General features: G+C 71.4%; 13 protein-coding genes. 6 read left to right on the top strand and 7 right to left on the bottom strand.

Features of this window, described 5'->3' with window-relative positions; genetic code table 11:
• Positions 1–25 precede the first annotated feature (25 nt).
• Both ASC58_RS05970 and ASC58_RS05975 read left to right on the top strand, forming a co-directional pair.
• Positions 26–862: an aldo/keto reductase gene (locus ASC58_RS05970; protein WP_056918667.1), complete on the top strand. Its 837-nt coding sequence runs from the start codon at positions 26–28 to the stop codon at positions 860–862.
• Between the two features lie 166 nt (positions 863–1,028).
• Entirely contained in the window at positions 1,029–1,814 is a 786-nt protein-coding gene (locus tag ASC58_RS05975; RefSeq protein ID WP_056917461.1) for a tryptophan 2,3-dioxygenase, read from the top strand.
• Here ASC58_RS05975 and ASC58_RS05980 read toward each other — a convergent pair whose 3' ends face one another.
• The gene (locus ASC58_RS05980) at positions 1,815–3,188 is read right to left on the bottom strand and encodes a glucose-6-phosphate dehydrogenase (RefSeq protein ID WP_056918668.1); all 1,374 of its coding nucleotides are present in this window, start codon (positions 3,186–3,188) and stop codon (positions 1,815–1,817) included. It abuts the gene before it with no gap.
• 101 nt (positions 3,189–3,289) lie between these two features.
• Between ASC58_RS05980 and ASC58_RS05985 the strand changes: the two genes are divergently transcribed.
• Positions 3,290–4,282: a PfkB family carbohydrate kinase gene (locus ASC58_RS05985; protein WP_056917462.1), complete on the top strand. Its 993-nt coding sequence runs from the start codon at positions 3,290–3,292 to the stop codon at positions 4,280–4,282.
• On the opposite strand, the gene ASC58_RS05990 is transcribed toward ASC58_RS05985, so the two are convergent.
• Together ASC58_RS05990 and ASC58_RS05995 are read right to left on the bottom strand one after the other, a co-directional pair.
• On the bottom strand, positions 4,279–5,289 hold the full coding sequence (locus ASC58_RS05990) for an NAD-dependent epimerase/dehydratase family protein (RefSeq protein ID WP_056916780.1): 1,011 nt from the start codon (positions 5,287–5,289) through the stop codon (positions 4,279–4,281). The two genes, ASC58_RS05985 and ASC58_RS05990, sit on opposite strands and share 4 nt — an antisense overlap.
• Before the next feature lie 164 nt (positions 5,290–5,453).
• On the bottom strand, positions 5,454–5,855 hold the full coding sequence (locus ASC58_RS05995; protein ID WP_056916781.1) for a MerR family DNA-binding transcriptional regulator: 402 nt from the start codon (positions 5,853–5,855) through the stop codon (positions 5,454–5,456).
• A gap of 104 nt (positions 5,856–5,959) precedes the next feature.
• On the opposite strand from ASC58_RS05995, the gene ASC58_RS06000 reads away from it, so the two are divergent.
• On the top strand, positions 5,960–7,141 hold the full coding sequence (locus ASC58_RS06000; RefSeq protein ID WP_056918669.1) for an acyl-CoA dehydrogenase family protein: 1,182 nt from the start codon (positions 5,960–5,962) through the stop codon (positions 7,139–7,141).
• A 20-nt stretch (positions 7,142–7,161) separates the two neighbouring features.
• Positions 7,162–8,760, top strand: a complete 1,599-nt coding sequence (locus ASC58_RS06005) for an acyl-CoA carboxylase subunit beta (protein ID WP_056918670.1) — start codon at positions 7,162–7,164, stop codon at positions 8,758–8,760.
• Between the two features lie 83 nt (positions 8,761–8,843).
• Here the strand turns inward: ASC58_RS06005 and ASC58_RS06010 are convergent, their stop codons facing one another.
• From ASC58_RS06010 to ASC58_RS06020, 3 genes are all read right to left on the bottom strand, one after another.
• Positions 8,844–9,506: a nucleoside triphosphate pyrophosphatase gene (locus tag ASC58_RS06010; RefSeq protein WP_056916784.1), complete on the bottom strand. Its 663-nt coding sequence runs from the start codon at positions 9,504–9,506 to the stop codon at positions 8,844–8,846.
• 38 nt (positions 9,507–9,544) lie between these two features.
• Complete coding sequence (locus ASC58_RS06015; protein WP_056918671.1) at positions 9,545–11,443, bottom strand: Na+/H+ antiporter; 1,899 nt, start codon at positions 11,441–11,443, stop codon at positions 9,545–9,547.
• Between the two features lie 69 nt (positions 11,444–11,512).
• Positions 11,513–13,210 carry a DUF885 domain-containing protein gene (locus ASC58_RS06020; protein WP_056918672.1) on the bottom strand — a complete coding sequence of 566 codons (1,698 nt, stop codon included), beginning with the start codon at positions 13,208–13,210 and terminating at the stop codon, positions 11,513–11,515.
• Positions 13,211–13,283: 73 nt separating this feature from the next.
• Here ASC58_RS06020 and ASC58_RS06025 point away from each other — a divergent pair, with 73 nt between their 5' ends.
• Positions 13,284–13,949, top strand: coding sequence for an MOSC domain-containing protein (locus tag ASC58_RS06025; RefSeq protein ID WP_056916787.1), 666 nt, complete (start codon positions 13,284–13,286; stop codon positions 13,947–13,949).
• A 150-nt stretch (positions 13,950–14,099) separates the two neighbouring features.
• On the opposite strand, the gene ASC58_RS06030 is transcribed toward ASC58_RS06025, so the two are convergent.
• Positions 14,100–14,330, bottom strand: coding sequence for an acyl-CoA carboxylase subunit epsilon (locus tag ASC58_RS06030; protein ID WP_056916788.1), 231 nt, complete (start codon positions 14,328–14,330; stop codon positions 14,100–14,102).
• Positions 14,331–14,460: the final 130 nt, after the last annotated feature.

Below are 14,460 nucleotides of genomic sequence, written 5' to 3' on the forward strand. Positions count from 1 at the left end.
GGCGACACCTGCATACAGTCGAAGCATGACCTCAGTCCCGAACCTCCAGCTGTCCACCGGCGCCGACACCATCACGATCCCGCAGCTCGGGTTCGGGGTGTGGCAGGTCCCGGACGCCGACGTCGACGCGGCCATCGCCTCGGCCCTCGAGGTCGGCTACCGCAGCATCGACACGGCCAAGCTCTACGGCAACGAGGAGGGTGTCGGCCGGGCGCTGGCGGCCACCGACCTCGACCGCAGCGAGCTGTTCGTCACCACGAAGGTGTGGCAGGACGACCACGGCCACGACGCGACGCTCGCGTCGTTCGACGCCTCGATGAAGCGGCTGGGTCTCGACGTGCTGGACCTCTTCCTCATCCACTGGCCGGCACCCGCCCAGGACAGGTACGTCGAGACCTGGCGGGCGCTGCTCGAGCTGCGGGCCTCGGGCCGGGTGCGCGCCGTCGGTGTCTGCAACTTCGAGGTCGAGCACCTCCAGCGCCTCCTCGACGAGACCGGGGAGCTGCCGGCGATCAACCAGGTCGAGCTGCACCCCTACCTCCAGCAGTTCGAGCTGCGCGAGTTCCACGCCAACCACGGCATGCTCACCGAGGCCTGGAGCCCGCTGGCCTCCGGTGGTGGGGTCCTCACCGACGAGGTGGTGGTGAGGATCGCGGACAAGCACGGCGTCACCCCGGCCCAGGCGATCCTGCGGTGGCACACCCAGATCGGGAACGTCGTCATCCCCAAGTCGGTGACCCCGAGCCGGATCAGGGAGAACTTCGACCTCTTCGGCTTCGAGCTCGATCCGGACGACCTGTCCGACATGGCCCGCCTCGACCGCGGCGAGCGCACCGGGCCCGACCCGCGCGAGTTCGGCTGACGCCCGCGCCGCTGGCCCTAGGGTGGGCGCCATGAGCACGGACGAGCAGGCCGCTGGAGCCACGACGAACGACGGGGTGGGTGCCGAAGCGGCAGACCACGCGGCGCAGGACGCCAAGGCGATCCGGCCGATCGAGGAGGGCGTGCAGCGCGACTTCTCTCAGTCCATGTCCTACGGCGCCTACCTGGGGCTCGACCGGCTGCTGTCGTCGCAGCACCCGCGCAGCGAACCGCCCCAGCACGACGAGCTGCTGTTCATCATCCAGCACCAGACGTCCGAGCTCTGGTTGAAGCTGATGCTGCACGAGCTGCGTTCGGCCCGGGCACTGCTGTCGACCGACGAGCTCGCCCCGGCGCTCAAGCGGCTGGCGCGCGTCAAGCACATCCAGCACACCCTCACCGGCCAGTGGTCGGTGCTCGCGACGCTCACGCCGAGCGAGTACGCCGAGATCCGGCCGTTCCTCGCGACCAGCTCGGGGTTCCAGTCCTGGCAGTACCGCGCGGTCGAGTTCCTCCTGGGCAACAAGAACGCCGACATGGTGACCGTGTTCGAGCACGACCCCGCGGCACGGGACATGCTCGCCGAGCTGCTCGTCGAGCCGAGCCTGTACGACGAGTTCCTGCGCTATCTCGACCGACGGGGGTATGCCGTGCCCGCCGAGCTGCTCGAGCGCGACTTCACCCAGCCCTACCGGCTCGACGAGCGGCTGGTCGACACCTTCGCCGCCGTCTACGCGTCGCCGGCCGAGCACTGGGGCGTGTACGAGACCTGCGAGGAGCTGGTCGACCTCGAGGACAACTTCCAGCAGTGGCGGTTCCGGCACCTGCAGGTCGTCACGCGCACGATCGGCATGAAGCCGGGGACCGGTGGGTCGTCGGGTGTGAGCTTCCTGCGCCGTGCGCTGGACCTGACGTTCTTCCCCGAGCTCTACGCCGTCCGCGCCCGCGTCTGACTACAGCCAGCCCTCCGGGCCGTCCGACCCGGCGGCATACGACTCGAGCGGGACGACGTCGTCGGCCCACGCCTTGATGACCGGGGCCATGACCCGCCAGCACTCCTCGGCGGCGTCGCCGCGCACGGTGAGCAGCTGGTCGCCGTCGAGGACCTGGGCCAGCACCTCGCCGTAGGCCTGCATCCGTGGTGCGGCGAGGGGAGCCGTGAGGGTCTTCTGCTCGAGGTCGAGGGGGTCGCCCTCGGCGTTCATCGTCAGGGTGAGCGAGACCGCGCCGGGCTTGAGGTCGATGGTGAGCCGGTCGCCGGCGCTGGTGCCGACGAAACCGGTCGGCAGGTGCGGCACGTCCCTCAGGTGCGCGACGACCTGCTTGCGCGGCGAGCCCAGCGCCTTGCCGCTGCGCAGGACGAACGGCACCCCCGCCCAGCGGTTGTTCCTCACCTCGAGGGTGACCTGCGCGAGGGTCTCGGTGTGGCGGCGTGGGTCGACACCCTCCTCCCGCGCGTAGTCGGGAACGGCGCGGCGGCCGGTCTTCCCCGCGGTGTAGCGGGCCCGGCGGGAGGACCGCTTGGGCGACCCGCCCCACACCCGGGTGGCACGCAGCACCTGGACCTTCTGGTCGCGCATCTCCTGGGCGTCGAGGGTCGCGATGGACTCCATGGCGAACAGCGACATCACCTGCAGCAGGTGGCTCTGGAGCATGTCGCGCAGGGCTCCTGCGCCGTCGTAGTAGCCGGCCCGGCCCTCGAGCGCGAGGTCCTCGTCGTAGACGATCTCGACGCGCTCGATGTGCTCGGCGTTCCAGATCGGTGCGAGCACGCGGTTGGCGAACCGCAGCCCCACGAGGTTGAAGACCGTGGCGACGCCGAGGAAGTGGTCGATCCGGAAGATGGCGTCCTCGTCGACCACCTCGTGCAGCAGGGCGTTGAACTCCACGGCACTCTCGTGGTCGGTGCCGAACGGCTTCTCCAGCGCCAGCCGGGTGGTCTGCGGCAGGTCGACGTGCCGCAGCAGCGCGCAGACCTTCATGGTCACCTGCGGCGGCAGCGCGAAGAAGATGACCAGGGGACCGTCGCCGCAGTGCGCGACGAGGTCACGCAGCGCGGCCTCGTCGAGCAGGTCCGTCTGCAGGTATGCCGTGTGCCGGGTCACGGGCGTGGTCACCTTCGTCGGCGCATCGACGGTCGAGAACGAGTCCTTGACCCGCGCCTTCCACTGGGCCGGAGAGAGATCCACGCGGTCGGCCCCCAGCACCCGGACCCGCCGGTCTGGTTCGACGACCAGGAGGCTGGCCAGACCGGGGAGCAGGAGCCGGTGGGTCAGGTCACCGCCCGCGCCGAGGATGAGCAGGGTCGTCTCGGGGGTGGTTGCCACCCTGTCACCCTGCCACGCGGTCCTGTGCCGCGCTCGGGCGCAGCCCGCATCGCGCCCCTGTGCGGCCGCACCCGGAGGCCGACACGGCATACTCCGTCGGCATGGCCACCCACGACGCCGAAGAGGCACGCCGTCCGCGGTCCGTTCGGCCGCGGGTGATCCACAGTGCCCAGGCGCTCGTGGACGAGGTGGTCGAGGTCGCGTCCCTGCCCGAACGCGGCGGCAACGCCGTGGCCACCTCCTACAGCCGGTATGCCGGCGGGGCGGTCAACATCCTCGTCGCCGCGGCGCGGTCGGGAGCCGTCGCCGTGCACGCCGGCTCGGTGGGGACGGGGGCGAACGGCGACCTCGTCCGTGCCGCCCTGGCCGCCGACGGGGTGGCGCTCAGCAGCCCGGTCGTGCCCGACTCCGACACCGGCATCTGCGTCGTCATGGTGGAGCCGTCGGCCGAGCGGACGTTCGTGACGACCCAGGGTGCCGAGCGCGACATCTCGGTCGCCAGCCTCGACACGTCTGCGCCGGTCGCCGGGGACCTCGTCTGCGTGAGCGGGTTCTCGTTGGTCGGTCGGACGCGGGATCCGTTGCGGCAGTGGCTCTCCGGGCTCGCTGACGACGTCGTGGTCGTGCTCGACCCGGGTGACGCGTTCGGCAGTCTGGACGACTCGCTGCGGGAGGAGGTCCTGGCCCGGACGAACGTCTGGACGAGCAACGCGGACGAGGCGCTCACCCTGACCGGGGTGCAGGTCGAGGACGACTCCGCCGCAGCCGTGGCCCTCCGCCTGCCCGATGGCGCCGTCGCGATCGTCCGCGACGGGTCCAAGGGCTGCCACGTCCACGAAGCCGGCCACACCGCATACCTCGCCGGTCACCCGCAGGAGGCGGTCGACACCAACGGTGCAGGCGACACCCACACCGGCGTGCTCCTCGCCGAGCGGGCACGGGGCGCCGACTGGCTGACGGCCGCGCGGCGGGCCAACGCCGCCGGTGCGATCAAGGTGACCCGGCGCGGACCGGCGACGGCCCCCACGGCCGCCGAGATCGACGCCTTCCTGGCAGCGACGGGGGTCGCGCCGGTCCGGGTCGACCGGGGCTAGAGCGCCCGCGGGCGGTAGGCCTCGAGCAGGCGGTCGTAGAGGGCGTCGAGCTCGTGGTCGATGCGCTGCCGGGTGGGGTCGGCGAGGTGCCAGGCGACCATCTCGGCCGCGCCGCGGCGGAACGGGACCCGGGCGTTCCACCCGGCGGCGAGCGTCCGGATCTTGGTGTTGTCGAAGACCATCGAGTTCGACTTGTCGCCGACGAGGGACGCGCCGAGCTCGGCGTCGTTGGCGGCGATCGCGTCGGAGGCGACGTGCACGATCCGGGCCTCGACCCCGGCCGCGGCAGCCACTTCCTGGTGGATCTGGTCCCACGTCAGTGCCTCGTCGGAGGTGATGTGGAAGGCCTCGCCGATGGCCTGCGGCCGGTCGAGCAGGCGCACGAACGCGCGCGCGAAGTCCTCGTGGTGGGTCAGCGTCCACCACGACGTCCCGTCGCCCGGGACGACCACCTCCTTGCCGTCGAGCATCCGCTGGACGACCGTCCAGCCACCGCTGAACGGGAGCAGGGTGTGGTCGTAGGTGTGCGACGGGCGCACGATCGTCACCGGGAGCCCGGCGTCCCGGTAGGCGGCGACGAGCAGGTCCTCGCAGGCGATCTTGTCTCGGGAGTACTGCCAGAACGGGTTGCGCAGCGGAGTGGACTCGGTGACCGGGCCGTGGGTGGGTGGGGTCTGGTACGCCGAGGCCGAGCTGATGAAGACGTACTGGCCGAAGCGTCCCTCGAGCAGGTCCAGGTTGGCGGTGAGCTGGTCGGTCGTGAACGTCAGGAAGTCGACGACGACGTCGAACCCGCGACCGTCCAGGGTGGTGGCGACGGCCCCACGGTCGCGGATGTCGGCGGTCAGCACCTCGGCACCCGGCGCCGGCTCGTGGGTGCTGCTCGCGCCGCGGTTGAGCAGGGTGACGGCGAACCCGTCGGCGACCGCGGCCCGGGCGCACGCGGTGCTGATCACCCCCGTCCCGCCGATGAACAGGACGGTGGGGGACGCGCTCGAGGAGGCCATGCCCCAACCCTAGGTCGCACCGCCGCGAGCTGCCCCGGTCGGCAACCAGGTGGCCGAAGGGTGGGAAACGGCCCACCCCGGACGTGGGGAGGGGGCGTTCTGCCCCCCTTCGTGCGCGCTGGAGCAGCAGTCGGGTGAGCCGGGTGCGAAGGGGCCCGGCAGGGTCAGGCGAGGTGGTCGAGGTCGGCGCGGCAGCGGCGCTCGAACTCGCCGAGCTCGGCCAGCGCGTCCTCGAGGTCCCGGCGGCGCTGCTCGAGGTCGCGGCGGCGCTCGTCGATCTGGGAGAGCACGTACTCGAGCTGGCTGGCCTTGCCGCGGGGCCGGTCGTAGAGGTCGATGATCGTGCGGATCTCCTCGAGCGGGAACCCGAGCCGCTTGCCCCGCAGGATCAGGGCCAGGCGGGTGCGGTCGCGGCGACGGTAGACCCGGGTCGTGCCACGGCGTTCGGGGGAGATGAGCCCGAGGTCCTCGTAGTGGCGCACGGTGCGGTGCGTGACGTCGAACTCGTCCGCGATCTCCCGGATGGACCACGACTGGTCGAGATCGGTCACGTCGGCGGCTGGCATACCCGTGAGTATTGCTTTACGTTTACGTCAACGTCAAGAACTGGCGGCCACACACCTCACGCCGTGGCACCCCCGCACCACCCCCGATCCCACGAGGAGCGCGCATGTTCGAGCTGTCCAAGGAGCACGAGGACTTCCGCAAGGTCGTCCGGGAGTTCGCCCAAGACGAGGTCGAGCCGAACATCGCGAAGTGGGACAAGGAGCACCACTTCCCCACGGACCTCGTCCCGAAGATGGGCGAGCTCGGGCTCTTCGGGCTGGTCGTGCCGGAAGAGTTCGGGGGGATGGGCGACGACGGCGACTTCACCAGCCTCTGCGTCGCGATCGAGGAGCTCGGCCGGGTCGACCAGTCGATCGGCATCACGCTGTCCGCCGGGGTCGGCCTGGGCATCAACCCGATCCTCACCTACGGCACGCAGGAGCAGAAGGAGCGCTTCCTGCCCGACTTGGTCGCCGGGCGCGCGCTCGCCGGTTTCGGCCTCACCGAGCCCGACGCGGGTTCGGACGCCGGTGCCACCCGCACTAAGGCGGTCCGCGACGGCGACGAGTGGGTCGTCAACGGCTCCAAGGCGTTCATCACCAACTCCGGGACCGACATCACCTCCGTCGTGACGGTCACCGCCCGCACCGGCACGAACGACGACGGTTCGGCCGTCCTCAGCGCGATCATGATCCCGTCGGGCACCCCCGGGTTCACCGTCGAGCCGGCCTACGACAAGCTCGGCTGGCACGCCTCGGACACCCACGGCCTGACCTTCGGGGACTGCCGCGTCCCGGCGGGCAACCTGCTCGGCAACGAGGGCGAGGGCTTCAAGCAGTTCCTCAAGACCCTCGACGACGGCCGCATCGCCATCTCCGCGCTCGCCATCGGCATGAGCCAGCGGATGCTCGAGGAGACCACGGCCTACGCGAAGACCCGCAAGGCGTTCGGCAAGCCGATCGGCGTCAACCAGGGCATCTCGTTCCAGATCGCCGACCTCGCCGTCATGGTCGAGGCCTCGCGACAGCTCACCTACAAGGCCGCCTGGCTCAAGGACGAGCTCGAGCGTGGCCGCCGTTCGGTCAAGGAGGTCAAGCAGGCCGCCGCCATCTGCAAGCTGTACTCGACCGAGGCCGCCGTCACCGCGACCCGCATCGCCACCCAGGTCTTCGGTGGCAACGGCTTCATGGAGGAGTACCCCGTGGCGCGCTTCTACCGCGACGCCAAGATCCTCGAGATCGGCGAGGGCACCTCCGAGGTCCAGCGCATGGTCATCGCCCGCCACCTCGGCCTCCCGACCGCGTGAGCGCCGGAGTGCGAGAGGGTATGCCGGTGAGCCGAGTCGACGACGCAAGTCCCGCCTTCGCCGTGGCCGGGGACTCCGGCGCCGACCCCAAGGTGGGGGACGTGCGCCGGCGGCTCGCCGCGGCATACGAGGCCTCGGGCTCCGCACCCGAGAAGGCGAAGGCGAAGCTCGACGCGCAGGGCAAGCTCTACGTCCGCGACCGGATCGCCCTGCTGTTCGACGAGGGCAGCTTCGTCGAGGACGGCCGGTTCGCCAACGCGACGGCCGAGGGCCTGCCCGCCGACGGTGTCGTCACCGGGCGCGGGATGGTCGACGGGCGGCCGGCGATCGTCATCGCGAACGACCCGACCGTCAAGGCCGGCTCGTGGGGCGCGCGCACCGTGGAGAAGATCGTGCGCGCCACCGAGATGGCGCTGCGCGAGGAGCTGCCGGTCTTCTGGTTCGTCGACTCGGCAGGCGCCCGCATCACCGACCAGGTCGAGATGTTCCCGGGACGTCGTGGCGCCGGGAAGATCTTCCACAACCAGGTCGCGCTGTCCGGCAAGGTCCCGCAGATCTGCTGCCTCTTCGGCCCGAGCGCCGCGGGCGGAGCCTACATCCCGTCGTTCACCGACCTCATCATCATGGTCGAGGGCAACGCGTCGATGTACCTCGGCAGCCCACGCATGGCGGAAATGGTTGTGGGAGAGAAGGTTTCGCTCGAGGACATGGGCGGTGCGCGCATGCACTGCACCGTCTCCGGGGTCGGCGACCTGCTCGTCTCCGACGACACCGAGGCGATCGAGCTCGCCAAGCTCTACTTCTCCTACGTCCCCTCCAGCTGGCGCGCCGACAAGCCGAGCTATGCCCCCGAGGAGCCGTCGCGCCCGCTCACGCGGCACACGGTGCCCGAGCGCGAGAGCCAGCCGTTCGACATCCACGAGGTGATCGACGGGCTGCTCGACGACGAGTCGTTCTTCGAGATCAAGCCGCTGTTCGCCCCCGAGCTCGTCATCGGGTTCGGCCGGATGGACGGCGAGACCGTGGGCATCGTCGCCAACAACTCGATGGTCAAGGGTGGCGTGCTGTTCACCGACAGCGCCGACAAGGCCGCACGGTTCATCTGGCTGTGCGACGCGTTCTCGATCCCGCTGCTCTACCTCGCCGACGTCCCGGGGTTCATGATCGGCTCCGAGGTCGAGCGCGGTGGCATCATCCGCCACGGCGCGAAGATGGTGCACGCCGTGTCGTCCGCGACCGTCCCGCAGTTCTGCATCGTCGTCCGCAAGGCGTACGGCGCCGGCCTCTACGCGATGGGTGGACCGGGTTTCGCTCCCGACGCGACGATCGCGCTGCCGACCGCGCGGATCGCCGTCATGGGTCCCGAGGCCGCGGTGAATGCGGTGTACGCCAACAAGATCGCCGCCATCGAGGACCCCGACGAGCGCGAGGCGTTCGTCCAGGAGATGCGCCGCGAGTACGAGGAGGACGTCGACCTCGAGCGCCTCGCCGCGGACCTCGTCCTCGACCAGGTCATCGAGGCCGACGCCCTGCGCGCCGAGCTCCTCCTGCGGCTGCGGTACGCCGCGAACCGTGAACGCCACTTCGCCACCAAGCGCCGGGACGTCCCCCCGGTCTGACCGGACGTCTCGCTGGCGGCGGCGTAGGCCGTGCGTCCCTGCGCGTCAACGAGAGCCAGGTGCGCGGTCGCTGGCGTCTTGCGTCAGTTGCCGCGGGCGGAGCTCGGGCTGCGCAGGGTGCGCCAGGCGATGCCGATCTCCCCGAGCAGCTCGCGCAGCAGCGGCAGGCTGAGTCCGACGACGTTGCTCGGGTCGCCCTCGATGCCCGCGACGTAGGGGGAACCGAGCCCGTCGAGCGTGAACGACCCGGCCACGCGCAGGGGCTCACCCGTCGCGACGTACGCCTCGATCTCCGCGGGGTCCAGGCTGGCGAAGTGGACAGTGGTCGAGGCCGTCGCCCCCAGGGTCGCGCCGGTGCCGCCGGCGTCGCTCTCGCGGGTGTCGACGAGCCAGTGCCCGGTGTGCAGGACGCCGGAGCGCCCGCTCATCCGGGACCAGCGCTCGATCGCCTCCGCGGCGTCGACGGGCTTGCCGTGCACCTCGCCGTCGAGCTCGAGCACCGAGTCGCAGCCGAGCACCAGGGCGTGCTCGATCTGGGCGGCGACGTCCTCGGCCTTGGCGCGGGCGAGGACGAGAGCGACGTCCTCCGGGGCCAGCTCGCCGTACGTCTCGCGTGCCGCTGCCGTCACGGCGTCCTCGTCCACGGAGCTGACGACGATGCTCGGCTCCACCCCCGCGGCGAGCAGGAGCTTCTTGCGGGCGGGCGAGGCGGAGGCGAGGACGAGCGAGGCGGTCGGGTTGGTCATGCCCGGACCCTATCCGCCGCCGGACGCCCCCCGAACCCTCAGCCGAGCTGGTTGTCGACGAAGCACCAGCGCCAGGACTCGCCGGGCTCGAAGCTGCGCATCACCGGGTGCCCGGACTCGTGGAAGTGCGCGTCCGCGTGCTTCTGCGGCGAGGAGTCGCAGCACCCGACGTGGCCGCAGTCCAGGCACAGCCGCAGGTGGACCCACTGCGTCCCGTCGCGCAGGCACTCCTCGCAACCGTGCGGGCTGGTCGGGGCGACGAACCGGTCGTGGTGGTCAGCGAGGTGCTGGCACTGTCCCTCGGTGCGCTCGACCGGCAGCATCGGCTCGTCACGCAGCGCGGAGGTGCGGTCCTCGATCCGGTCGAGCATCGACTCCTCAATGTCGAGCTGCGCCATGACGTGGGCGAGGACCTCTTGGTCGGCGTTGCCCTCGCCTCGGATCCGCAGCAGCTCGCGCCGCTCGGCCTCGAGCATCGTCATCCGCATCCGCCGGTACGTCTCGCTCGGGGTCTCGGCGCCCTCACGCCCCTGGCCGAGGCGTTCCCAGACGATGTTCGTACGGTTCTCCGCCCGGGCCCGGAGGGTCTCGACCACCTCGGGGTCCGAGCCGTCGCAGTTCTCCAGGGCGGTCAGCCCTGCGGAGACCGAGGCCTGGAGGATGGTCGCCTCCTGCAGCGCGTCCTCGCGCGGGTCGGGCCCGCGGACCCGCAGCCAGCGGGCGAGCAGCGGCAGGGTGGTGCCCTGCACCAGCAGGGTGCCCACGGTGACGACCATGGCGATCCAGACCAGGACGCCCCGGTACGGCGTCTCCTGGGGGAGCGTGAACGCGGCGGCGAGCGTGACCACGCCACGCATGCCCGCCCACGAGATGATCGCGCTGTGCGCGTACGGCCGCGACGTGGGGCTGATGCCCTTGTCGAAGCGGCTGAACAGCAGTCGGGTGGGGAAGACGTACAGGGGGCGCAGGAGGACGACCGTGGCGAGGACGGCCAGGGTGACGACCACGACCCGTCCCCACGACAGGCCGGAGTCGGAGATGTCGGCGACGATGCGCCGCATCTGCAGGCCGATCATGAGGAAGACGGCGTTCTCGAGGAGGAACTGCACCGATGCCCAGTTGATCCGCTCGCTGAGGCGCGAGGCCGCCGTCTGCACGACCGGTGACTTGTGGCCCAGCAGCAGCCCGGCGACGACCACGGCCAGGACGCCGGAGGACTCGAAGTGCTCGGCCGGCAGGAATGCCACGAACGGCACGATGAAGGACAGGGAGGTGTCGATGGCCGGGTCGGTGAAGTTGCGGCGGATCAGGCCGATGACGAGGGCCACGACCACCCCGAACCCGATCCCGCCGACGACCGCCCAGGCGAAGTCGAGCGCGACCGACCCGAAGGTCACCTGGTCGGCCGCGGCGTGCGCGCCCACACCGGCGACGCTGAAGGCGGCGATGGCGGTCCGCAGGGACACCAGGGCCGTCGCGTCGTTGACCAGCGACTCGCCCTCGAGGATGGTCACCACCCGGCGCGGGAGACCGATCCGGCGGGCCACGGCGGTGGCCGCGACGGCGTCCGGTGGGGCGACGACGGCGCCCAGGGCGAAGGCCACGGCGAACGGGACGGGGATCAGCCACCACGTCACGAGGCCGACACCGGCAGCGGTGAACAGCACCAGCCCGACGGACAGCGCCAGGATCGACGTGGTGTTGGCCCGGAAGTCCACGAGCGAGGTCCGGACCGCCGCGGCATACAACAGGGGTGGGAGCAGGCCGTAGAGGACGACGTCCGGAGTGAGGACCGGCTCCTTGATGAAGGAGATGTAGGAGATGCCGATGCCCACGACGATCAGCGAGAGGGGCGCCGGGACGTTGATGCGTTCGGAGAGCCCCGCGACGACGATCACCGCAGCGACGATGGCGACCAGGGTCAGGGCGAGTGTCACGCGGGCATCTTCCCACCCGCAGGGGATGAACGCGTCGGCCGACCACCGCTGGTGGCCGGCCGACGAAGGTCAGTCGAGCTCGCCGAGGACCGCCTGGCGCAGGGTGTCGAGGCCGACGCTGCCGATGTCGAGCGCGCGACGGTGGAAGTCCTTGAGGCTGAAGGCGTCGCCCTCCTTCTCGCGCACCTGCTCGCGCAGCTGCAGCCAGAGGCGCTCGCCGATCTTGTAGGAGGGAGCCTGACCCGGCCAGCCGAGGTAGCGGTCGAGCTCGAAGCGCAGCCAGGCCTCGCCCTGGTTGGCGTGGGCGGTGAGGTACTGCCAGGCCTTGTCGTAGTCCCATGCACCGCCGCCGACCTCCTCGGGCGCCTCGAACCCGCAGTGCACGCCGATGTCGATGACGACGCGGGCTGCTCGCAGGGACTGGCTGTCGAGCAGGCCGAGCCGGTTGCCCGGGTCGTCCATGTGCCCGAGCTCGGCCATGAGCAGCTCCGCGTACAGCGCCCAGCCCTCGCCGTGGCCGGAGGTCCAGATGCCGATGCGGCGCCAGCGGTTGAGCAGCTCGGAGCGGAACACCGTCTGGGCGACCTGGAGGTGGTGACCGGGAACGCCCTCGTGGTAGACGGTGGTCAGCTCCTTCCACGTGCCGAACGCCGTGACGCCCTTGGGGACGGACCACCACATCCGGCCCGGGCGGGTGAAGTCCTCGCTGGGGCCGGTGTAGTAGATCCCACCGGTCTGGGTCGGCGCGATGAGGCACTCGATGGTGCGCACCGGGTCGGGGATGTCGAAGTGCGTGTCGGCGAGCTCGGCGATGGCGGCGTCGGCCTTCTTCTGCATCCAGGCCTTGAGCTCGTCGGTGCCGTGGAGCTGGTACGCCGGGTCGGCGTCCAGGGCCGCGATGGCCCCGGCCACGGTGGCGCCGGGCTTGATCTGGTCGGCGACCGCGGCCATCTCGGCCGTGATCCGCCGGACCTCCTCCTGGCCCCACGCGTAGGTCTCCTCGAGGTCGACCTCGGCCCCGATGAAGGCCCGCGACAGCAGCGCGTAGGCCTCGCGCCCGCAGGCATCCGCCTCCGGGGCCCGGTCCAGCAGGTTCTCGGCCAGCCAGGGGCCGAGCTCCGCATATGCCGCGCGGGCGCCGCCCACGGCGGCCTCCAGCTGGGTGCGGGTGCCGTCGGAGAGGTCGGCCGTGCCGGCCGTGGTTCCGTCGAGCAGTCCGGCGAAGTAGCCGTCGTCGGCGGTGAGGTCCTCGCACTGGGCGATGCAGGCCTTGACCTGGCGGCGCGGGGCGATGTTGCCCTTGTCGGCCGCGGCGGTGAGGCTCTGCTTCCACTGGTCGAGGGCGGTCGGCACCTTCTCCAGCCGCCGGGCGAAGACCCCCCAGTCCTCGTCGGTGTCCGTGGCCATGAGGTCGAAGCAGCCCCGGATCTCCTGCAGCGGGGAGGCGAGGACGTTGAGGGCCATCTCGTCCAGCCCCGCGGCGTACGTCTCCTCGGCGAGGCCGATGCGCTCGCGCAGGGCCGCGATGGTGACGCGGTCGATGTCGTCGACGGGCGGCACACCCTCGAGGCGGGACAGGATCTCGCGACGCAGCTCCGAGGCGGCGGCATGGCCGGCGGGGGAGAAGTCGTCCAGCTCCTCCTCGTACCCGGCGATGCCGTAGTAGGTCGCGCTGATCGGGCTGAGGGCTGCGGTGCGCGCGAGGTAGTCGTCGGCGATGGCGTCGACTGCGGTGGCGGGCCGGGTCGTGGAGGTCTGGGTGCTCACAGCCGCGAACGTACCCCAGCGGCCTGACGTCGTCACCGCCTTATCGGCTTGCCGCACTGCCTAGGCTGGCCGCATGACTGCCCGCCTGCTCTCGCTCAACATCGGCGCCTCCGAGCCCAACCCGGCCAAGTCGGTCGGTGTCACCGGCATCGGCAAGAAGCCGGTCGGGTCCGCGACCCTGCGCGCCCCCGGGCCCAAGCACGGTGGGCTCGGCAGCGGGGTCGTCGGCGACTTCATCGCGGACGTGAAGCACCACGGCGGGGACCAGCAGGCGGTCTACGCGTACGCCCGCGAGGAGCTCGACGCCTGGCAGGAGCGGCTGGGACGCGAGCTGGCCGACGGGGTCTTCGGGGAGAACCTCACGACCACGGGGCTCGAGGTCGACGGTGCCCTCCTCGGCGAGCGGTGGGCGGTCGGGGACGAGGTCGTCCTCGAGGTCTGCGGCCCTCGCGTCCCGTGCGCGACGTTCCAGGCCCGGATGGGCGAGCGCGGGTGGGTCAAGCGGTTCACCGAGGTCGGCAACACGGGTGCCTACCTCTCGGTCGTCACCGGTGGGGAGGTCCGTCCCGGCGACGCGATCGAGGTGGTGTCGCGGCCCGGGCACGGTGTCGACGTGCGGATGGCCTTCCGGGCGTTCATGGGCGACCTCGAGGCGGCCCGTCAGGTCCTGGCGGCCGACGCCCTCGCCGGGGCCGACGCCGAGGAGCTGCGCGAGATGGTCGAGAGCCGCACCCGCTGACCGACCACCACCCCACGCAGAACGCTGGCTGCGCGGTGAAGCTCGCCGAATCAACCCTCGGTCTGCCGCGCAACCAGCGTCTTGCCTGCGCTCCGTCGGGGACGTGAGGTATGCCGCGGAGCCGGGTGCGCGGCACACCTCCCCTGGGGCTCAGCGCCAGGCGGAGGCGCGCCACGCGCCCGGACCCGGGGTGAGGGGGCGGCGCACGAGGCGTTCACGGGACGTCCACGCCGAGGTGGACCGCGGTGCCGGCGCCTCGTCGCCACCGGACGCGGCCGACAGCACGGCGAACAGCGCCGCGATCTCCTCCGGGCTCGCGTCGCCGCGGACCAGCCGCAGCGGCGGCTCCGTCGCTGCGGACTCGCTCTGCTCGGGGGTCATGGGGCCGGGTCCCCCTGAGCTCGGACTCTGCTCGGGGGTCATAGGGCCGGGTCCCCCTGAGCTCGGAGCCTGCGACGAGGTCATAGGGCCGGGTCCCCCTGAGCTCGGAGCCTGCGACGAGGTCATAGGG

Origin of the sequence: Phycicoccus sp. Root101 (genome assembly GCF_001426245.1) — a bacterium.
Classification (GTDB): Bacteria; Actinomycetota; Actinomycetes; order Actinomycetales; family Dermatophilaceae; genus Pedococcus.

Bases quoted from the DNA above. Each gene is read 5' to 3' on its own strand.
- ASC58_RS06005 (WP_056918670.1), top strand. From the start codon at position 7,162: ATGCCGGTGAGCCGAGTCGACGACGCAAGTCCCGCCTTCGCCGTGGCC.
- ASC58_RS05975 (WP_056917461.1), top strand. From the start codon at position 1,029: ATGTCCTACGGCGCCTACCTGGGGCTCGACCGGCTGCTGTCGTCGCAG.
- ASC58_RS06025 (WP_056916787.1), top strand. From the start codon at position 13,284: ATGACTGCCCGCCTGCTCTCGCTCAACATCGGCGCCTCCGAGCCCAAC.
- ASC58_RS06030 (WP_056916788.1), bottom strand. From the start codon at position 14,330: ATGACCCCCGAGCAGAGCGAGTCCGCAGCGACGGAGCCGCCGCTGCGG.
- ASC58_RS05990 (WP_056916780.1), bottom strand. From the start codon at position 5,289: ATGGCCTCCTCGAGCGCGTCCCCCACCGTCCTGTTCATCGGCGGGACG.
- ASC58_RS05970 (WP_056918667.1), top strand. From the start codon at position 26: ATGACCTCAGTCCCGAACCTCCAGCTGTCCACCGGCGCCGACACCATC.
- ASC58_RS06000 (WP_056918669.1), top strand. From the start codon at position 5,960: ATGTTCGAGCTGTCCAAGGAGCACGAGGACTTCCGCAAGGTCGTCCGG.
- ASC58_RS06010 (WP_056916784.1), bottom strand. From the start codon at position 9,506: ATGACCAACCCGACCGCCTCGCTCGTCCTCGCCTCCGCCTCGCCCGCC.
- ASC58_RS05995 (WP_056916781.1), bottom strand. From the start codon at position 5,855: ATGCCAGCCGCCGACGTGACCGATCTCGACCAGTCGTGGTCCATCCGG.
- ASC58_RS05985 (WP_056917462.1), top strand. From the start codon at position 3,290: ATGGCCACCCACGACGCCGAAGAGGCACGCCGTCCGCGGTCCGTTCGG.